This is a genomic window from Pseudoalteromonas sp. SR41-1 (genome assembly GCF_014164015.1).
GTDB classification, from domain to species: Bacteria; Pseudomonadota; Gammaproteobacteria; order Enterobacterales; family Alteromonadaceae; genus Pseudoalteromonas; species Pseudoalteromonas distincta.
This window is the reverse complement of the sequence record NZ_JACJEK010000015.1, coordinates 25,111-45,001: the sequence shown is the minus strand read 5'-3', so window position 1 is coordinate 45,001 and position 19,891 is coordinate 25,111. Positions and strand designations below refer to the sequence as shown.

Below are 19,891 nucleotides of genomic sequence, written 5' to 3'. Positions count from 1 at the left end.
ATGAAAAAAATACTACCCGCATTAATAACAGGTTTATTACTAAGCACTACAGCGCAAGCAGATGATGGCCCAGTAACAGCACAAAAGCTAAGTGAGCATGTATACGTACTATTTGGGCAAGGCGGTAATATTGCAGCAAGTGTAGGTGATGATGGCATTTATATTATTGATGATCAGTTTGCCAAACTCTCAGATGATATTAAAAAAACGATTAGCGATTTAAAACCAGGCAGTGCAGAGTTTGTTATTAATACTCATCATCATGGCGATCATACCGGTGGCAACGAGAACTTTGCTAAAGCGGGTGCGCACGTTATAGCCCACGACAATGTACACAAACGTTTAGAAGAGCAGCACGGGGAAGGGTCAGACTTTTTACCGCGCATTAGTTTTGGTCACGACTTAAAACTACATTTTAATAACGAACACGCCCATGTAGTGCATTACGAACATGCACACACCGATGGCGATTCGGTTATCTTTTTTAGTAACGACAACATAGTGCACATGGGCGACATTTACTTTAATTTTGGCAGCTTACCGTTTGTTGATGTAGATAGCGGCGGCAGCGTTGATGGTATTTTAGCGGCAGTAAACGATGTAGTAAATCAAATTGACGGCAACACTAAAGTAATACCAGGACACGGCAAGGTAAGTGACCGTTCAGGACTGATAGCGTATGGTAAGCTAGTTCAAAACGCGAAAGACGTAATGCTAAAAGCAATGCAAAATAATGCAAGCTTAGAGCAAGTACTTAAAGCCGATCCATTGGCTGAGCTGAATCTTGAATACGCAGGCTGGTTACCAAAAGAGAAAGTAACCACACTTTTTTATCGTAGCTTAAAGTAGTACGCGTAACGTAAAAAACATGATACAAAGCTGAGTGTACTTTAACGTACATTCGGCTTTTATTTTCTTATGCCCAAAGGAGTTGTGTATGTCGGCAGAAAAAACCCATCTTGAAATTTGTAACTTAACCAGAGAGCAATATCCGCAAATTAAAACCTTGATGGATCAAGCGTATCCCGACTTAGGCGGTGCGTGGCCAAGTCATACCATTTTTAGATTAATAGACCAATTTCCTGAAGGGCAAATAGGTATTGTGGATGACGGCGTGCTGGTGGGCTTAGCATTAAGCGTGCAGGTTGATTACACGCGTTTTTCAAACCCGCATACATACGAAGATATTGCAGACGGTCACGACCGTGTATTTAGCGATACCGACGGCGATGCGCTATACGGCTTAGATGTTGCTATTAGCGAAAGTCACAGAGGCATGCGTTTAGGTCGTCGCCTTTATGATGCCCGTAAAGAATTGTGCCGCCAATATAACTTACGCGCTATTTTAGCAGGTGGGCGTATTCCGCGTTATTACAATCACAGCAGTGAAATGACGCCAATGGAATACATTGCAAAAGTAGATCAAAAAGAATTATACGATCCTATTTTAAGTTTTCAGTTATCTAACGATTTTCAGGTAAAACGATTACTTAAAAAGTATTTACCGGAGGATCAAGAGTCTGTTGGTTACGCCACTCTACTTGAGTGGAATAACATTATGTATGAGCCAACCGACACGGTACTTGAGTCAACTAAATCAATCGTGCGTGTAGGTGCTGTGCAATGGCAAATGCGTTGTGTTGAATCGGTTGAAGAAATGCTAAAGCAGGTTGAATACTTTGTAGATACCGTATCTGACTACAAAAGTGACTTTATACTATTCCCTGAGTTTTTTAATGCGCCACTAATGGGGCTAGGGAATCAAAGTAATCAAACAGAAGCGATTCGCTATTTAGCGGAATATACCGAAACGTTTAAAAATGCCATGTCGCGTATGGCAATAGAATACAACGCTAATATTATTACCGGCTCTATGCCACTTGCCGAAGATGATAAAATTTATAACGTAAGTTACCTATGCCATCGTAGCGGTAAAATAGACGAGCAACGTAAAATACACATAACCCCGCATGAGCAAAACGATTGGGTTATTCAAGGCGGCGATAAAATTGCCGTGTTTGATACCGATGCCGGTCGTGTAGGTATTCAAATTTGTTACGATGTAGAGTTTCCTGAGCTTTCACGCATATTGGCCAAACAAGGGTTAGATATTCTGTTTGTGCCATTTTGGACTGATACTAAAAACAGTTATTTACGTGTGCGCCACTGTGCACAAGCGCGTGCAATCGAAAACGAATGTTATGTGGTTATTGCAGGTTCGGTGGGTAATTTACCAGAGGTAGAAAGTCTTGATGTGCAGTACTCACAATCGGCGGTATTAACGCCATCGGACTTTTCGTTCCCGCACGATGCAACACTTAACGAAGCCACACCAAACACCGAAATGCTGCTATTTAGTGACCTTGATATGGATAAGCTTAAAATACTTCACAGCGAAGGCACAGTGCGTAATTTAAAAGATCGCCGCGAAGATTTATACGAAGTGATTGTTAAAAAGAGAGACGTTTAATGGCGTGGGTGTACTTAATTATTGCTGGGTTACTTGAAATTGGCTGGCCGATTGGCTTAAAAATTTCGCAAAACGCTGATACACGCTGGCAAGGCATAGCAATAGCGGTGGTATTTTTAGTCGCTAGTGGTTTTATGTTGTGGCTTGCACAAAGGCAAATATCAATGGGTACCTCATACGCCGTATGGACAGGTATTGGGGCCGCCGGTACGTTTTTAGTGGGAATATTGTTTTATAACGATGCAGCTACATTTGGTCGTATTGCGGGAGTATTAATGATTATTAGTGGTGTGATAACACTTAAAATAAGCTCTTAGAACCAGTTCTTAAAGCTATAAAAATTATAACAGCGCAGGTATAAAAGCCTGCGCTTTTTTATGCCCTTAATTCGGCAACATAACCAAAACAGCGGCAATGGCTATGAGTATTAAGCCAGCAGTATCTTGTTTCTTAAGTGGCTGCTTTAACCAAAGAACGGCAATTAGCATGGTAAAAAACACTTCAACCTGTCCAAGTGTTTTAACGTAAGCAACGTGCTGTAAGCTCATTGCACTAAACCAGCCAATAGAACCGACACAACTAAAAACACTAATTGCGGCTGTAGTACCTTTGTATTGCCACAGTTTACTAAGTGTTTGCGGCTCTTTTAATAATAAATAGCCCAGTAGTATTAGTGTTTGTAAGCTAATTACAAACAGTAAAACCCAAGCGGCAGAATGTGGGAATAGTAACCCTGAATTTAAACTCGCTTCTCGTACCCACAGCGATGTAAGTGCAAAGCAAGTACCGCATGCCAGTCCTAGTAATGCAGTTTTAGCATTAAAGTGTTTAACGCTTGTTATGCCGCTGAGTAGCAATACGGCAATAGCGCCAAAAAACACACCAAGCCAACCAAGCAAAGAAAGTGCCGAGCCAAAAAATAATACACCTAAAATGGCAGCTACTAACGCCTCGCTTTTAGCAAGACCAGCACCTACAGCGTAATTATTCATTTTAAACAACTTAACCATTAAACCGGTGGCAAGTATTTGCATAACGCTCGCGCCAATAATAAATCCCCAAAAGGCATTATTAAACGTAGGCATGGCGGTATCTTGATATTGATACAAACCATATAAATACACCGCAGCAATAGGGCCTGCAATAATAAAGCGGGAGAGGGTTACGCCAGCAACACTCACATCGTTACTTAATTTACTTTGCAGGGCATTACGCCATGCTTGCATGAAAGCGGCTAAAAAAGTGAAAAATATCCAGGTCATGATTGTCATCGTTAAAATGTAAGGCAGTAAAGTTAACAAGCTTTGTGAAGTAAAGCGATGCATTAACTATGATGTTGAATATTCATCATCTGCGACATTATGTCGCACGGGTTTAAGGATAAATTTAGCTATAGTAGGTCTGATGTTATTGTTAGCCGCCAGAGTTTGTCATAAACGTATCTGGCGGCTTTTTTATTGCGCTTATGCTAAATTATCCGAAACATTAAAAGGATAAATTATGACAACATTAGTTGTATGTGCATTACTTGCGGTATTAATGCCTTACTTTGCAAAAGTGCCGGTTGCTATAGCAATGGCAAAATTAGGTCGATACGACAATAAACACCCAAGGGCGCAACAAATAAAATTAACCGGCTTTGGTGCACGGGCGCTCGCTGCTCATCAAAATTGTTTTGAATCGCTTGCTGTTTTTGCTGTCGCTATTGCAGTTGTACTCGGCACTAACTCTGTAGGTGCAGTGACCGAAATGTTAGCAGTTACGCATATTGTGTCGCGTATTTTGTATTGCGTATTTTACTATATGAACCTAGATATAATTCGCTCATTAGTGTGGTTTATTGGTTTGGGTACGGCCATTGCCATGATTGTGGTGAGTTTATAACTTTATAGCGTAAAACCACAAAGCAAGCAGCCTAAAAGGGCGCTTGCTTTGTAGTCTTGAACAACCCGGTGGCGTTAATGCGATACTTTAATTCGCTCAATTAAATCGGTAGGTGTCACTTCACTATTAATCGCAAAATCTAGTTGTACAAGTACATCTTCAAAACCTGAATCAGATGCTTTATATTTCCATTTTGCTAGTGCCTCTTTCGCTGATTTATCAAAAACATCTTTAGGTTTAGATTGAATAACACTAATGTTTTTTGTTTTACCGTTTGCTGCAATATCGTATTTTAATACAACAGAGCCGCTGATCCCTTGTTGAGCTGCTTGTATTGGATAAACAGGTTCAATGCGTATTGTTGGTGAAATATGTTCCTCTTGCGTTTTATTTACTTCTGGTTGTTTTGCAATGGCTAAGCCGCTTAGCATGCTTGCGGCTAAAAGTAATAAGCCACCTTTAGCAAACTTTGAACGCTCCCCGCTGTGTTTTATATTAGTTAGTCGTTGTAACATGGTTTTTTTATCTCCGTAGTGTGAATAAGCCATAAGCCCTGTGGGCGCATTCGCCGCGCAGTTTATTAAGGCTTTGCTATATAAAATATGTTGTTGTGTGGTTTTATTGCTAAGTACCCGTTCATCACAAGTCAGCTCTTGTAGTCGGCGCATACTTGCGTAACAAAACCAAGCTAGTGGGTTAAACCAAAGTAAAAGAGTAGGCAGTAATATAAGTGCGTTTGTTAAGTTGTCTTTGCGTTTAATGTGTACGTTTTCGTGCTCTAAAATAAGCGCTAATGTGGCTTTATCAAACTGAGTATTATAGTTACTCGGTAACACCAGTTTGCTGTTTAAAATCCCGACCACCATTGGTGTGGCTACATGTTGACTGGTGTAGGTTTTAACACCAGTGGTAAGAGTACCTTCAAATTGTGTTAACTCAGTTAACTGCAGATTTTTAACAAAACGGGTATGTGTAATAAAGCTAGCTATTAATAACCCTGCAGTAATAAGTACATACATGAGCGCCCAGCTAATACCCATTCCATGTGCAAAGGGCTGGTTAGGGGTGATTAAATAATGGCTAATATTGCTACTTTGCAGTGGTTTAACCGCATTTGGTAAATTAGCAATAACCAATGCTGCAGGTAATAGCCATGCTAATTTATATACAAACCGTGAGCCAAGGGCTTTTAAACCAAATCGCTCGAGTAAAATAAATCCACAAAACAAAATACTTAATAGTAATTGCTGCTCAATCAACCAATTAAAACCAGTTTGAATAACCATGTTAATCCCTTATTTTTGGTTTTTTTCCCAGTCATCTATAACTTTTTTAAGCTCGTTTATATCTTGCTGAGAAAGCTGCTCCGATTTAGCAAAACCACTTACAAGTGGCGCAATACGCCCACTAAAAAAGCGCTCAATAAAGTTTTGGCTTTCTTTTAAGGTGTAGTCGGCGCGCTCAATACACGGCATATAAATATATTGGCGACCTTCTTTTTCAAATGTAAGTGCGCCTTTTTTTACTAGTCGACCTAGTAGGGTTTTAATTGTTTTTTCGTGCCATTGCTTATCGTCGCTTAAGCGTTCAATTATTTGGCTCGCGGTGGCGGGGTAGTTAATCCAAAGTGCATCGAGCACGTCAAACTCTGCTTTTGATAATTCAATCATCTTATCGCCTACAAGTGTAATCTTTAATTTGAGACTACACCTGTAATCTATTTTTGCAAGTTTATTTTTAACTTTTTGAGATATAGTTAAGTGACTTGGTATTAGATTTTTGAAATATCGTTTTTATTAATTTGTATATATTGGTTTTCAGGTAGGTTTAGCTTTGAAAGGGGGAGGTCACTAAATTGCACTCTAAATAAGTCAATTACTTTGTATCCGCAGTAATGCGCCATTTTACGTATTTGTCTGTTTAGCCCTTGTTTTAAAACAATACTAAACTGATTACTGGCTATTTTATTTACCTCACAAGGCAGGGTTATGTGTTTATCAACGGGTACGCCTGCAGCCATTTTTTTACAAAAAGCATCGTCTAAAGGCTTATTTACGGTGACTAAATAATGTTTAGGCTGGTGGAAGTCAGGATGTATTAGTTGATTACAAAAATCCCCATCGTTGGTCAAAATAAGCAAACCGCGAGAGTCTTTATCTAATCGACCAATAGGGTAAACACGGGTGAGTGTGGGCAAATGGTGAATAAGGCTGGCAGGGTCATCAATATTTAATTTACAGTCAATACCTACTGGTTTGTGGTACGCAAAATAAACTAAATCGGCAGCACCTTTAATTTCTTTTTCGTTCACTATTATTGTGTCTTGCTCATCAACGTGATCTATATGATTTGCTGGGCGATTATTTACAGTCACTACACCTTCATCAATTAAACGCGATGCCTGTTTACGAGAACAAATACCTGCATGGGCAATATATTTAGCGAGTCGGATTTTTGTGCTCATAACGTGTGACGCCAGCGGCTAATAAAAATTTGATCGTGATTATAGCAAAGCTGCGTATCGATAATGTTAAATAACCAGAACTCAGGTTAAATATAAAAAGGTAGCCAAGATGGGTATTAAATTTTCACAGTTAAAAAAGCACGAGCCGCTACAAAAAGTTATTGTTCACTCGTTAGATATGGCGCTTTATCAAGTATCGGTAATGATTAATAACGTTGAATATTATGTAACAGAAGACAGCGGTGAGTTTTTAAGAGCGCTCAGCCCACTGCATGTTCAAAAGCGTTTTGAAAAAATAGCGTACGCACAGATGATGTTAAGGCAAACAAGCGCTTACGACGAAATGTGCGGCCAGCCGGATAAAACCAGCAGCAATATGCTTGAAGTACCTTATGGTAAAAATAATCTTTATTGATTGAGCTAATTTGCTAGTATCTGCTTTTTAAGGGCGATAAATGTATCAATTAAAAGTAGATAATACCGATGCGTTAAACTCAGCGCTTCGCGCACAAATGGTTGAATTTAACGCCGAGCATTTTGATGCGCAAAGAGTGCCATTAGGCTATAAATTTACTGATGAGCAGGGCGAGCTTGTTGCCGGTATTAGTGGGTGTGTGTTTGGAAATTGGCTGATGATTAGTTGGCTTTGGTGTAGCGATATTGCACGAGGTAAAGGGCTTGCAGATAAACTGCTAACGGCACTTGAACAAGCAGCTATTGAGCTAGGTGCTACAACTGCTCAGCTTGATACACTTGATTTTCAAGCAAAACCCTTTTATGAAAAGCGCGGTTATAGTGTTAAGTATCAACTTAATAATTACCCACGCTCAGGTACGCGTTACTTTATGGAAAAACCACTTTAATTTTTGCTGGCTATTTTGCTTTTAGTGGCTCGCCTTCAAAGGTAATACCTAAAAAAGGTGTTGCCTCTGGTGCTAACATAAACGTGCGAATGTTCATATGATCATCCCCTTTAGGGTTTTGCAGAACGTCTTCTCGGTAAAACTTACCAAAACAATCCAACGTATTTTGTTTACTTAAATCGTTTAATTTAGCAAACGCAAAAATTTTACACGAGCCGTTGTTCTCACTCGCAGCGCTAAGTAATCCATGGTTATTAAAGCCACATGCAGTAAAGTCGTAATTTGCTTCTATCACGGCCATTGTATCGGTAAATTGAATGCTTTTTGGGTTTTCAGCAAGTGCTTTTAAATAGTTATTTAGTGTCATGTGTTACCTTTGGGTTTTTAATTATTTAGCGCTCAACTCTAGCTCATCTGTTTGCTGATTTATATTGAATTTAAATCGCGATAAAAAGTTCATTCCTAGCAAACCTTGCCCACGGGTGTTTTCAATGCTTAGCACTTCAAAACCATAAATAATTTGCGAGCCCACTTTAAACGATTCAATTTGATAACGCTTTACAACAATTTGACCATTCGCTGTATTTACCGTTACATCGCCTAAATACAAAGGTCTTGGCGAAATTTGCTTAATAATATTTGTAGGTAGTGAGGTTACGCTTGCGCCTGTATCAATCATTAGTTCGGTCGATAGATTGTTATTTATTTCGGTGTTTATTAAGTAATGCGCGCCGTAAGGCGTTAAAGCAACAAAGTCGTCTTGCGATTGTGCTTTATTGATCATCGCTTGCAGTGTTTGCACTTGGCTTTTTAGATTGTGCTGGTTTGGCATTCGATCAAGGGTTGCTTGTGCGCTAATTAAATCGCCTTGCTGATAGTAGGCATACGCAAGCGGATATAAAAACTGCGCGTTATCGCTTTTATAATCAAGCCAAATTTGTGTTTGCTCAATAATAGCTTGCCAATTTTGTTGCTCAGTTAATGTGTGTAATTCGTTTTGAGTGAGCGTATTTAAACGTGTATTTACATTACTTTGCTGATCAGCAGGCAGTAATGAATTAAGCTCAAATAAAGCAATAATGGCATTTTGTGTTTGCTCGCTATTTATTAAATACTCAACCTGTAAATTAAGTAACTCTACGTTATAAGGGCTGTTATTTAATAGCGCATTGAGAAATGACTCGCTGAGTAATAAATTGCTATTTAGCCATGTTTTAAGCTGCACTAGCCACGATGAATAAAGGTTTTTTGCGATTTCTGGATTGCTGTTTTTGAGTTGTTGATAGCTACTAAGTGCGGCTTCAAATTGGTGTTTTTTAAACTGCTGCTTTGCCGTATTTAATAGCGTATTTTGTTGTTTAGGCGATATGCTTTTTTCAGCACCTTGCGTTTTTTGTACTTTGGTTGGCGCGGGCTGCGGCCACAATAAATAAGCGTTAAGGCTAAGTGAGCCAATTAATAGCAAGGTAATTAGCTTGGTATAGTGGCTCATTGTGACCTCTTATTTAATGCAATTGGTATTATTTAATAAAGTGCGTTAAGGCATGAATATTGGCTATTTCAATATCAGCCAGCCCTTTATAAGCATAATTGGCGCCTTGATCGTTTAACCATACCGATTGGCAACCGGCATTATTTGCGCCTTGTACGTCGGTATCTAGGCTATCGCCAATATGTAAAATTTCACTTTTAGCAACGTTTAAGTGCTCGGCGGCTTTATCAAATAAGGTGCTGTGAGGTTTTGCTTTACCGTGCATACCGGCTTGTAATACAAGCTCAAATTTATCGTGTAAGTTAAAGCGTTCAATTTCAACATTACCATTAGTTATAGCAACCAGCGTAAAGTGCTGGGCTAAGTTATCTAGCAGCTTTAGTACGTCGTCGGTTACCACTATTTTACTGCGCGCATCGGCAAAGGCGTTGTAGGCAGCATCGGCATGGTACTCTACCTCTTGCTCGTTCAAATCTAGTTTAGCAAGGGCTAAGCGCAATGTATGTTGGCGCCATTTAGTGACGTTATCAGCAAGTTCAGGTAACTGTAATACGGCTTCATTGCGGCATTGTTGCCAGTATTTTTGGCCTTGGGCTAAGTAGCTAGGGAGCGCGTTTAAATAATCTTGCTGCGCTTTAACCGCTGCTTTTATAATGGGGTGATTGTTGTAAAGAGTGTCGTCTAAATCAAAGCTCATGACAGAAAATGGCTTAATAGCACGATTAAATCGGATCATATTTATTTACCTAATCAGTTCGTTTTTTTGCACGAGGGTGAGTGTTGTCGTACACCTTGGCTAAATGTTGAAAATCTAAATGCGTATACACTTGTGTAGCCGACAAACTGCTGTGCCCTAGTAATTCTTGCACAGCGCGTAAATCACCAGATGATTCTAAAATATGTGACGCAAACGAGTGGCGCAGCTTATGCGGATGAACCTGCGAGCTAATGCCTTGTTTTATTCCCCACTCTTGCATACGCAGACGCACTTGGCGAATTGAAATACGATTTTTTTGGCTACTTAAAAATACGGCTATTTCATCGGGCTTTGCAAACTGAGGGCGTATTGTGAGCCATTTTTTTAGTGCGTCTAACGCTTTTTTACCCACCGGAATTAACCGCTCTTTATTGCCTTTACCACGCACTAAAATTTCGCCATTGGCAGCGCTAATATCTTGCATGTTAGCGCCAACTAACTCGCTTATACGCAGCCCTGATGAATACATCAACTCCATCATTGCTTTATCTCTAATTGCGAGAGGTTCGTCGTCGGGTATTTCGAGCAAGCGTGCCATTTGATCTACATCGAGATTCTTAGGTAGGGGCTTTGCAAACTTAGGGCCTTTTATACCTATAGCCGGATTATGGTAATGCGATTGCTCGGCAATATTTTTTGCTTTTAAAAACTTATATAAGCTGCGAATACAACTGAGCTTTAAGCTAATTGTACGGCCACTTAATTGCTTTGATCGCAGTGCCATGCTGTAGCGGCGAATATGTTCGCCTTGTACGCCAAACCAGTCATCACATAGTTTGCTAAAATAAAGGGCTGCAAAGCCAAGTTGGCTTACGTATTGATTAACTGTGTGCGCTGAATATTGTTTTTCAAACTTTAAATAATCGCTAAATAGCGTTATGGGTGTACGCCAGTGGTCGCTTAGCGCGGTAATATTAGGCGCATCGTCACTCATGCTAGTTTTTGTAACCGCAGGTGTAATGCGTTTATAAAGTCGAGCACAAACAGGTTATCTTGCGCGGGCTCAAAATGGTTTACGTTATTGCTACCAAACGCCAAAATAGCGATAGGGTGCTTGGTGTCGCCAATTAAATAAATAGCGACGGATTGTGTATCTTCACTAAATAATTGTTCGCGCTCTTGTTTATTAATTCGCCCTAAATAATGCCCAGAATGGGTAAGGCGATGCGCAATAAGCTCGTCGTACTCGGGATTATATTTTACTAATTTGCAGTCGTTAACATCTTCACTTGAGCAGATTATATTGCGTAGATTATTTGCAAGAGTGTCAAAGTCGTCATGATTCCAAAGCTGGCGATGACATTGGCTAAACAAACGATATACGAGCTCGTTTTGCGTTGCATGCTTGCTCATAGCATCTATTTGGCTTTTTAAAAGCGTGTTGTGCTCGCGTAATTGACGTTGCTGAATATGTACTAGTGACGTTGCACCTTGAGCTTGCTGTTGCAGCTCAAGTTGTGCGAGTAGCTCGGGGTGATGAACTAAAAAGTCAGGATGTTGCTGTAAGTAATTAATAATCTGCTCTGTACTTAGCTCGCTCATAGTGCTACTTGTCCGTCGAAAACATGCTCTGCGGGACCAGTCATGCGTACCGGGTGACCTTCACCACTCCAGCGCACTTGCAAAGTACCGCCCGGCAAATCTACTTGAACGGTTGTTGATAGTTTATTTTGCATATGACCAATCACCATCGCTGCACATGCACCTGTGCCACAGGCTAGGGTTTCGTTAACGCCGCGCTCCCACACTCTTAGCTTAATGTGTTCTTGCGATACAACCTGCATAAAGCCAATGTTCGCTTTTTGCGGAAAGCGTTCATGGTTTTCAAGCAATGGACCCAATATATCAACTTGCGCGGTGGTTACGTCGTCAACCTCTAGCACGCAATGCGGGTTACCCATAGATACCGCGCCACTAAATACAGTGTGTTCTTGCGTTCTAATAATATAAGTAAGCTCGCGTTTGCTGGCTTTTAACGGAATTTTACTTGGCTCAAAATTAGGATGGCCCATGTTAACAGTTACTTGACCGTCTTTTTCTATGTAGAGCGTTAAGTTGCCCGACTTAGTCGATACACTAATTTTGTGCTTGTTAGTAAGGCCTTTCATGCGTACAAAGCGGGCAAAACAGCGTGCGCCGTTACCGCATTGTTCTACTTCGGTACCATCGGCATTAAAAATTCGATAATGAAAGTCGAGATCAGGTGAATATGGTGCTTCAACCATCAGCAATTGGTCAAAGCCAATGCCAAAGTGGCGATCTGCCAGTTTTTTGATTTGGTCTCGCGACAAAAAAACATTTTGTGTAATGTTATCAATCACAACAAAGTCGTTACCTAAGCCGTGCATTTTGGAAAAATTAACTAACATAGCGCTCTAATTCGGTTTTGCTCTGTGCTAATCATGCCACAGAGCAGCTAGTAGACAAAAACGTTTATGGTAAAACTTTCTCACCTTGATAAAGGCTTTCAATAGTTTCGCGTTCACGAATAAGGTGATGCTGCTGACCATCTACCATAATTTCTGCAACACGCGGGCGCGAGTTGTAGTTTGAGCTCATTGTAAAGCCATATGCACCCGCACTTCGTTGTGCAAGTAAATCGCCTTGTTTGAGTGCAAGTTCGCGGTCTTTTCCTAAAAAGTCGCCGGTTTCGCACACCGGACCCACAATATCAAAGTTGTGAGTAGGTGTTTCGTCGTCGCGAACGGATACCGGAATAATTTTTTGCCACGCTTGATAAAGCGCAGGGCGAAGCATATCGTTCATACCTGCATCTACAATTGCAAAAAACTTGTCTTGGTTTTGTTTAATAAATTCAACTTGAGTAACCAAAATACCTGCGTTAGCTGCAATAGCGCGCCCTGGTTCAAAAATAAGTTCAAGATGTTTGTAGTTAGCTAAGCGTTCGGTAACTTGCGCTGCATATTCACTTGGGTGTGGTGGTTGCTCGTTGTCGTATGGCACACCTAAACCGCCGCCAATATCTAAATGAGTTAGCTCAATACCGTTAGTTTTTAGCTCATCAATAAGCGCCATTAATTTATCAAGGGCTTCTAAAAAAGGTCTAACTTGCGTTAATTGAGAGCCAATATGGCAATCGACACCAATTACTTTTAAACCAGGTAAAGCCGCTGCTTGTTGATAAACACTCACTGCTGTTTGAATATCAATACCAAATTTATTTTCTTTTAAACCGGTAGAAATATACGGATGTGTCTTTGCATCTATGTCTGGGTTTACGCGAATAGAAATAGGCGCTTCTAGGTTAAGCTCGCAAGCCACTTCAGAAATACGCTCAAGCTCAGACGCCGACTCTACATTAAAACATTTAATGCCCAGTTTTAATGCGTAAGCTATTTCGTCAGACGTTTTAGCCACGCCTGAAAAAACCACTTTAGAAGCATCGCCTCCCGCTTTAATTACACGCGCTAGTTCACCTTTAGATACAATATCGAAACCCGATCCTAAGCGCGCTAATATATTAAGTACGGCAATATTTGAGTTTGCTTTTACAGCGTAACATACCAAGCTTTTATGATTTTTAGTGGCGTTAGCAAATGCTAAGTAATGGCGCTCAAATGTAGCACGCGAGTATACATAACACGGCGTGCCGTATTGCTGCGCTATGCTTGCTACGCTGACGTCTTCGGCAAATAATTGGTTGTTTTTGTAGTTAAAATAATCCATTTATTGCTCCTGACTTTGCGATGCTTTAGCTTGCTCAGCGGTAGTGGCTGGTTTAGCTGTATTTTGAGGTTGGTTTTGCTCTGTTTGTTGCTCTGGTAAATATAACGGACCGCTTTGTCCGCAGCCAGCTAAGGCGCTTAACAGTACAGTGCTTATTAATAGTCTTTTTAATTGTAAGGTATGTGTCGCTTTCATTAGATTAATACGGTTGCTGGCTTTATAATCGCAGAGTAACAGAATATCTAAAAAATGCAGCTATTCGCGGATGATTTTATTCCTGTTACACTAGCTGCACATTTTTAAAGCTAATTTAAAGCTAAAACGTACCCAATATTAGGCGGCTCGCCTGCAAAGGAAATAACAATGACTGAACACGAATATCACCAATTAGCCGAAGCTCTTATGTTCACTATTGAAGAGCAGGTTGATGATTGCGAAGCTGATTTAGATTATGAATCGGCACAAGGTATTTTAGAAATTATTTTTCCTGATAAAAGTAAAATAGTGATCAATAAGCAAGCACCTCTTCATCAAGTATGGGTTGCGACTAAGTTTAACGGACATCATTTTGAAATGCGTGATGGGTTATGGATTGATAACCGCTCTGGCGCTGAATTTTGGGCGTTTATAAATGAAGCCTCAACTCGCCAAGCAGGCCAAGAAGTTAAGTGGCAATCATCACTATGAGTTTAGAATTTGTAGAATATGCAGCCCAAAGTGAACATAAAGCAACGGTTATTTGGTTACATGGTTTAGGTGACTCTGGGGATGGTTTTGCGCCAGTAGCCCCACAGCTAAATTTACCAAGCGAGCTTGGTATACGGTTTATTTTTCCGCATGCGCCAGTGCAACCGGTCACCATAAATGGTGGCATGGAAATGCGCTCTTGGTACGATATTAAGTCTATAGAATTAGATAAGCGTGCCGATGAACAAGGCGTAAGAGATTCTGCTGCAAAGGTAGAAGAGTTAATTAATAAAGAAATTGCTAATGGCATTCCTGCTAATAAAATAATTTTAGCTGGTTTTTCTCAAGGTGGTGTTGTGTCTTTGCATTTAGCGCCGCGCTTTGAGCAAAAGCTTGGGGGTGTTATGGCGCTTTCTACTTATATGTGTGTGCCACACAAATTTGCTGATGAAGCAAAACATACTGATTTAAACGTATTTATGGCTCATGGTAGCCAAGATAACGTTGTACCGCACAGTGCGGGTAGAAATGCGTTTGAAGTATTAACAGCACATAACATGGATGTAAGCTGGCAAGAATATCCAATGGCTCATCAAGTTTGCGCAGAAGAATTGCAAGCTATTCGCCAATGGTTAATTGCTCGTTTAAGCTAATTTTGGAACCGCTGAGGTCAATATGAGTCAAAAAATAGTTATAAAAGCAAATGTTAAACGCGAATTACAACAGAGCGTACCAACGGTAAGCTACGAGTGGAATTGGCGTCGTATTGTGAGTATTGCTATGTTGGTATTAATGACCTCTGCAGCAGTTGTTTATGGCTTAACCACCTCTGTTAATGCAGAGCAAGGTGAGCACCCAAATGAGCAGGAACAATTCTTAAATTTCAGCAGTAACGCTGAAAACCAAACAAGCGATGAGGTAATGGATGTTGAGCCTCAATCATCAGGAAACAATACCCCTGCTGAGTCTGTAGAGATAACTCAAGCGAGTATTGAACCTTTGTTAGCTGAGCAAAATGAGACTCAACTAAGCATTTCAAGTAATACACCTGCCGAAGTAGACCTTGTAAATAATCCCCCGGCTTTGTTGGCTAACAACGATATTGTTACTGATCAAAGCGAAAGTATTAATACAGAGTTAAACTCAAACCTTGATAATGATGTGCAAGAAGAAACCGCAGAAGCCCAAAACGTAACTGAGCCTGCAAGTCAAAGTGACTTACTTTTAGAGTTAGAAAGTGATGATGGCGCATTGAGTGGCACTGAAGGTTTTTCCTCTACAGCACATGTGGCAAGTGTGGCATTGGGGGCGCAAATAGACACGGGTAAAATTAGTCGCGCGGTACTTACTCGTAAAGTAAGTAAGCGTGAGCCTACTAATGTGTTTGCTGCTGATATTAGGTTAAGCCAGTTTGAGGAAGGGTTATCGTTTTTTAGCGAGATTAAAAACCTTCAAGGCCAGCAAGTTAAGCATGTTTGGTCGTTTGAAGGTGAAACGATGGCTGAAATTACACTTAATGTTACTTCGCCTCGTTACAGAACGTACTCAACAAAAAATATAATGAACACACAAACAGGTCATTGGCGTGTTGATGTAGTTGATGAGCAAGGTAATTTAATTGCCCAAAAAGAATTTAGAATTTTAGCTGACTAAAACTGGCTAAACGCAGTAATTAATTGGATACCCCTATGACAGAAAAAACAAAATTAGTACGCATCGCAACGCGAAAAAGCGCTCTAGCACTTTGGCAGGCCGAATTTGTAAAAGCAGAGCTTGAGCGTTTTCATGCAGATGTGCGCGTAGAATTAGTCCCAATGTCGACACAAGGGGATATAATTTTAGATACGCCATTGGCCAAAATTGGCGGTAAAGGCTTATTTGTTAAAGAACTAGAGCAAGCCATGCTAGATGGCCGAGCTGATATTGCCGTACATTCTATGAAAGATGTGCCAGTAGAGTTTCCTCAAGGGCTAGCACTGCATACTATTTGTGAGCGTGAGGATCCACGCGATGCGTTTGTATCAAACAATTTTGCTAATTTAAGTGAGCTACCACAAGGCGCTATTGTTGGTACTTCGAGCCTACGCCGCCAGTGCCAAATTAAGGCACTTCGCCCTGATTTAGATATTCGTGATTTACGCGGCAATGTAAATACGCGTTTAGGTAAATTAGATGACGGCCAATATGATGCTATTATTTTAGCGGCTGCAGGGCTTATTCGTTTAGAAATGGAGTCGCGTATTGCTGACTACATTGAGCCAGAAGTGTCATTACCAGCAAATGGTCAAGGCGCTGTAGGTATTGAATGTCGTATTGATGATGAAGTAACCAAAGCATTACTTGCACCACTTGAGCATACACAAACACGTATTCGCGTAAACGCAGAGCGTTCGATGAATCGCTATTTAGAAGGTGGTTGCCAAGTTCCTATTGGTGCTTATGCATTGGTTGATGGCGAACAAGTGCATTTACGTGGTTTAGTTGGTGCTGTTGATGGCAGCGAAATTTTACGTGACGAAGTAACAGGCCATGTAAATGACGCAGAAAAACTAGGTATTGAGCTTGCTAAAAAATTACTAGCTCAAGGTGCAGACAAAATACTAGCTGAAGTTTATAGAGACGCATAAATGACACATATTCTGATAACTCGGCCCGAAGGAAAAGGCGCAGCCCTTGCACAGCAACTTGAGCAAGCGGGTTATCAGGCGTCTTTATTTCCGGTATTAAAAATAACGCATTTAACACCCTCCAGCACTGAGCTTAGTCCGCTATTAAATGCAGATAAAATAATATTTATCTCGCAAGATGCAGTCAGTGCACTTTCGCAATTAAAACCAGATATAAATACCAAAGCGCAGTTTTATGCGGTTGGACAACAAACAGCCGATGTTATATATGAGCAATTTGGTGTGCGCGCAGCAGTACCAAAGCAGTATGATTCAGAAGGGTTACTTGCGCTTAAATCACTCGCCGAGGTGGGTGGCTGTAATATAGTATTAGTTAAGGGCCAAGGTGGCCGCCCTGAGTTAGCTAAAACGCTCAAAGAGCGCGGTGCTTTTTTAAATAATTGCGTTGTGTACAAACGTGAACCGACAGAGAGTATCACCTCTAACTGGACAGACCACTGGAAAAGCCAGAATGTACACGGTATAGTCATAACAAGTAATGCAGCAGTTGATGCTATATTTAAAAGCCTTACTGCACACCAACTACAATGGTTACAACAGTGCCGATTTTATGTTGCTAGCGAGCGTATAGCCGCTTATTTAAAGCTGCAACAGGTAAGTTCGGCTAATATACACATTGCAGCAGGGGCTAGCGATAATGCTATGTTTACCTGCATAAATCAGCAAGGTAGCAACATGAGCGAACAGTCAAAGCCAGTAACGGCAGAAAAAGCCACACCAACAATAGCTAACACGACCTCTGCTAAATCAACTAAGCAAGAGCCTACAGCTACAAAAAATACGGCAGACAAAAGTAAACAAAAAATAAGTAAGGTTGCAGTACTTGCGCTTCTTATTTCGTTAATTGTGGCCTCTGGTGTTGGATACGAGTTTTATCAAAAATTAAATGCTGGTAAGGCGCAAAACCTAGCCGTTAATGAGTTAAGCGAGCAAAATAAGTTACTCACCCAGGAGCTGCAAGCACTTAAATCGGCGCAATCTAATTTGCAACAAGCGCTGTTTAATAGTGAAGAAAAAGTTGCCGCAGCCCTAAATGAAAGTGCAGTTCAAAATCAGCAAGAACTAAAAGCGGCTTTGCAAAAGGCGCAGCAACAAGGCTCATCGTTAAACCCGCAAGAAGTAACCAGCTTACAGCGTATGGCTGAGTTTAAACTATGGGCTGAAAAAGACTACCAAGGCACTAGTGCTGTTTTAAAGCGCTTAGATGGATTACTTAGTGAGCACCCAGGAACAGTTGAAGTTCGCCAAGCGATTATGCAAGATATACAAACACTTGATAGCCTTAAACCTGTTGCAACAGAGGCTATTTATTTACAGCTAAACAGTGTACTAAGCAGTATTGACGACTTAGTTTTTAATGCGGTTAATTTACCAGAAGAAGCAGCTGCAATAGATGAAAATGCTTTAAGTGGTGACGTGAGTGATTGGCAGCAAAACTTGAGTAATAGCTGGAATAAAATTGTGGATAGCTTTATTACTATTCGTCAGCACGAAGGTGTTTCCATTGAGCCATTACTTACGGATCAAGAGCGCCATTTAATAAATCAACGAATCAAGCTTAATATAACTCAGGCACAAGATGCACTTATGAGTAAGCAGGCGAGTATTTTCTTTAGCGCCTTAAGTGAAGCAAAACGTTTAGTTGGTGAGTACTTTAAGCAAGACGATGATACAACTAAAACGGTACTTAAAGCGTTGTCTAAACTTGAAAAAGAGCAGCTTAACTTTAATCCAAAAGTAACCTTAAACAGTACACAAAAGGTTAAGGAGTGGGCGCAATGATAGGGCTAATTATTTTAATTGTAGCTATTGTTGTTGTACTAGCGGTTACTCCATTCGTTCTAGATGAAAAAGGTTATGTACTTATTTCATTTAACAATACGACGATAGAAGGCACGATAGTATCGTTTTGTATAATGGCAGTCATTACCGCTGTTGTTTTATATTTAACATATAAGTTAATTCGTTATTTATTATCGATTTATCATAATACTAAGCATGGCTTTTTTGCACGTAGCCAAGAGCGCAAACAAGCAGCTATTGAGCAGGCTCTTTGGAGTGCTATTAATGATGATTACGAGCACGTAGAACAGGCTTTATCGGGTAATAGCGTACCAGATAAGTTTGAAGATATTCGCTTAGCATTACTTGCAAAAGCAGCGCTTGCTAATAATCAAACAGATAAAGCACTTGAGCGTTTATTTGAAATAAGCCCAGAGCATCAATTAAAAGTAGCAAAGCTATGGTTGGCAAGTGGCGATAGTAGCGCGATTGAATCACAAATGCGTATTAGCGCAGAAGCTAAAAAAGCCACCGCACTTGAGTTAAAACTTTATGCAGAAGTATTAGTACAGCAACAACACTTTAGTGCGCTGGAAGACTTTTTGCCGCGTTTACTGCGCAAAAAAGCACTTACTGATGCACAGTGGACGCAGTTATTTAGTGCTTATTTTAGTGCGTTAGATGCAGACAAGCTGAGTGAAAAATATAAACAGCTGCCTAAAAAGCTGCAAGCTCATGCCCACACCGCATATTTAATGCAAATGGCGCAAGCAGGTCAATTGGCTGTTATTGAAAGTGACTTAATTAAAATGGTTAAGCACAATGAGCAACACTTAGAGCTTGCCAATATATTAAGTAAAGCAACAGCAGCCGATGCAGCTAAGTTGCAAATAAGCATTCAAGAACGGCTTAAGAAGGATGATTCAAATAATTCACTATTACTTGCGCTAGCTTGCCTTGCTAATGCTAAGGGTGATTATGACTTAGCAGCTAGAATTTTTGATAAAGCACTGAATAGTGAAAATAAAAAACAGTTCTCTGAACAAGCTGTGTTGAGTTATAAAAATAGTGCACAGGCAGAAAAGGCGCTCGTTTTATATCAATAAATGACTACACTA

At 40.4% G+C, this 19,891-nt stretch carries 24 protein-coding genes; 12 read left to right on the top strand and 12 right to left on the bottom strand.

What is annotated here, in order from left to right; translation table 11 throughout:
• The 3 genes from H5118_RS13915 to H5118_RS13905 all read left to right on the top strand — a co-directional run bounded on the left by H5118_RS13915 (position 1) and on the right by H5118_RS13905 (position 2,787).
• Positions 1-849, top strand: a complete 849-nt coding sequence (locus tag H5118_RS13915) for an MBL fold metallo-hydrolase (RefSeq protein WP_182696180.1) — start codon at positions 1-3, stop codon at positions 847-849.
• Positions 850-937: 88 nt separating this feature from the next.
• Positions 938-2,470, top strand: coding sequence for a bifunctional GNAT family N-acetyltransferase/carbon-nitrogen hydrolase family protein (locus H5118_RS13910; RefSeq protein WP_024595458.1), 1,533 nt, complete (start codon positions 938-940; stop codon positions 2,468-2,470).
• Positions 2,470-2,787, top strand: a complete 318-nt coding sequence (locus H5118_RS13905; protein WP_002962354.1) for a multidrug efflux SMR transporter — start codon at positions 2,470-2,472, stop codon at positions 2,785-2,787. Before H5118_RS13910 ends, H5118_RS13905 begins: the two co-directional genes overlap by 1 nt.
• A gap of 66 nt (positions 2,788-2,853) precedes the next feature.
• On the opposite strand, the gene H5118_RS13900 is transcribed toward H5118_RS13905, so the two are convergent.
• Positions 2,854-3,732 carry a DMT family transporter gene (locus H5118_RS13900; protein WP_182749150.1) on the bottom strand — a complete coding sequence of 293 codons (879 nt, stop codon included), beginning with the start codon at positions 3,730-3,732 and terminating at the stop codon, positions 2,854-2,856.
• A gap of 238 nt (positions 3,733-3,970) precedes the next feature.
• Here H5118_RS13900 and H5118_RS13895 point away from each other — a divergent pair, with 238 nt between their 5' ends.
• Positions 3,971-4,354 carry an MAPEG family protein gene (locus H5118_RS13895; protein WP_024594607.1) on the top strand — a complete coding sequence of 128 codons (384 nt, stop codon included), beginning with the start codon at positions 3,971-3,973 and terminating at the stop codon, positions 4,352-4,354.
• 74 nt (positions 4,355-4,428) lie between these two features.
• Here H5118_RS13895 and H5118_RS13890 read toward each other — a convergent pair whose 3' ends face one another.
• The 3 genes from H5118_RS13890 to H5118_RS13880 all read right to left on the bottom strand — a co-directional run bounded on the left by H5118_RS13890 (position 4,429) and on the right by H5118_RS13880 (position 6,818).
• Positions 4,429-5,640: a TonB family protein gene (locus tag H5118_RS13890; protein ID WP_182749148.1), complete on the bottom strand. Its 1,212-nt coding sequence runs from the start codon at positions 5,638-5,640 to the stop codon at positions 4,429-4,431.
• A 9-nt stretch (positions 5,641-5,649) separates the two neighbouring features.
• Complete coding sequence (locus H5118_RS13885) at positions 5,650-6,024, bottom strand: BlaI/MecI/CopY family transcriptional regulator (protein ID WP_165722699.1); 375 nt, start codon at positions 6,022-6,024, stop codon at positions 5,650-5,652.
• A gap of 101 nt (positions 6,025-6,125) precedes the next feature.
• A complete protein-coding gene (locus H5118_RS13880; RefSeq protein WP_182749147.1) occupies positions 6,126-6,818 on the bottom strand; it encodes a pseudouridine synthase in 693 nt (230 codons plus the stop codon).
• Between the two features lie 109 nt (positions 6,819-6,927).
• Between H5118_RS13880 and H5118_RS13875 the strand changes: the two genes are divergently transcribed.
• Positions 6,928-7,233 carry a DUF6482 family protein gene (locus tag H5118_RS13875; RefSeq protein WP_002961002.1) on the top strand — a complete coding sequence of 102 codons (306 nt, stop codon included), beginning with the start codon at positions 6,928-6,930 and terminating at the stop codon, positions 7,231-7,233.
• 40 nt (positions 7,234-7,273) lie between these two features.
• Positions 7,274-7,681 carry a GNAT family N-acetyltransferase gene (locus tag H5118_RS13870; RefSeq protein WP_182749145.1) on the top strand — a complete coding sequence of 136 codons (408 nt, stop codon included), beginning with the start codon at positions 7,274-7,276 and terminating at the stop codon, positions 7,679-7,681.
• A gap of 10 nt (positions 7,682-7,691) precedes the next feature.
• Here H5118_RS13870 and H5118_RS13865 read toward each other — a convergent pair whose 3' ends face one another.
• The 8 genes from H5118_RS13865 to lptM form a co-directional block, all read right to left on the bottom strand.
• Complete coding sequence (locus H5118_RS13865; RefSeq protein ID WP_002960998.1) at positions 7,692-8,048, bottom strand: HopJ type III effector protein; 357 nt, start codon at positions 8,046-8,048, stop codon at positions 7,692-7,694.
• 21 nt (positions 8,049-8,069) lie between these two features.
• Complete coding sequence (locus H5118_RS13860) at positions 8,070-9,173, bottom strand: retroviral-like aspartic protease family protein (RefSeq protein WP_182737978.1); 1,104 nt, start codon at positions 9,171-9,173, stop codon at positions 8,070-8,072.
• 28 nt (positions 9,174-9,201) lie between these two features.
• Positions 9,202-9,909 (bottom strand): HAD-IA family hydrolase, encoded by a 708-nt coding sequence (locus H5118_RS13855; protein ID WP_182749143.1) that lies wholly within the window; start codon positions 9,907-9,909, stop codon positions 9,202-9,204.
• A gap of 10 nt (positions 9,910-9,919) precedes the next feature.
• Positions 9,920-10,864 (bottom strand): tyrosine recombinase XerC, encoded by a 945-nt coding sequence (locus H5118_RS13850; protein WP_024594613.1) that lies wholly within the window; start codon positions 10,862-10,864, stop codon positions 9,920-9,922.
• Positions 10,861-11,472 (bottom strand): DUF484 family protein, encoded by a 612-nt coding sequence (locus tag H5118_RS13845; RefSeq protein WP_182696170.1) that lies wholly within the window; start codon positions 11,470-11,472, stop codon positions 10,861-10,863. Before H5118_RS13845 ends, H5118_RS13850 begins: the two co-directional genes overlap by 4 nt.
• Entirely contained in the window at positions 11,469-12,299 is an 831-nt protein-coding gene (gene dapF / locus H5118_RS13840) for a diaminopimelate epimerase (protein WP_002960987.1), read from the bottom strand. Before dapF ends, H5118_RS13845 begins: the two co-directional genes overlap by 4 nt.
• A gap of 64 nt (positions 12,300-12,363) precedes the next feature.
• A complete protein-coding gene (lysA, locus tag H5118_RS13835) occupies positions 12,364-13,617 on the bottom strand; it encodes a diaminopimelate decarboxylase (protein WP_002960983.1) in 1,254 nt (417 codons plus the stop codon).
• Entirely contained in the window at positions 13,618-13,812 is a 195-nt protein-coding gene (gene lptM / locus H5118_RS13830) for an LPS translocon maturation chaperone LptM (protein ID WP_024594615.1), read from the bottom strand.
• 168 nt (positions 13,813-13,980) lie between these two features.
• On the opposite strand from lptM, the gene cyaY reads away from it, so the two are divergent.
• Genes cyaY through H5118_RS13800 form a run of 6 tightly spaced genes read left to right on the top strand, consistent with a single transcriptional unit; the run spans position 13,981 to position 19,879 of the window.
• Positions 13,981-14,304 carry an iron donor protein CyaY gene (gene cyaY, locus H5118_RS13825; RefSeq protein ID WP_002960979.1) on the top strand — a complete coding sequence of 108 codons (324 nt, stop codon included), beginning with the start codon at positions 13,981-13,983 and terminating at the stop codon, positions 14,302-14,304.
• Positions 14,301-14,957, top strand: a complete 657-nt coding sequence (locus tag H5118_RS13820) for an alpha/beta hydrolase (RefSeq protein WP_002960978.1) — start codon at positions 14,301-14,303, stop codon at positions 14,955-14,957. Before cyaY ends, H5118_RS13820 begins: the two co-directional genes overlap by 4 nt.
• 22 nt (positions 14,958-14,979) lie before the next feature.
• Positions 14,980-15,957, top strand: a complete 978-nt coding sequence (locus H5118_RS13815; protein WP_182696168.1) for a DUF2914 domain-containing protein — start codon at positions 14,980-14,982, stop codon at positions 15,955-15,957.
• 35 nt (positions 15,958-15,992) lie between these two features.
• Positions 15,993-16,931: a hydroxymethylbilane synthase gene (hemC, locus tag H5118_RS13810; RefSeq protein WP_024594617.1), complete on the top strand. Its 939-nt coding sequence runs from the start codon at positions 15,993-15,995 to the stop codon at positions 16,929-16,931.
• Entirely contained in the window at positions 16,932-18,773 is a 1,842-nt protein-coding gene (locus tag H5118_RS13805; RefSeq protein ID WP_182674450.1) for a uroporphyrinogen-III synthase, read from the top strand.
• Entirely contained in the window at positions 18,770-19,879 is a 1,110-nt protein-coding gene (locus H5118_RS13800; protein WP_024594619.1) for a heme biosynthesis HemY N-terminal domain-containing protein, read from the top strand. The genes H5118_RS13805 and H5118_RS13800 overlap by 4 nt, the downstream gene beginning before the upstream one ends.
• Positions 19,880-19,891 lie beyond the last annotated feature (12 nt).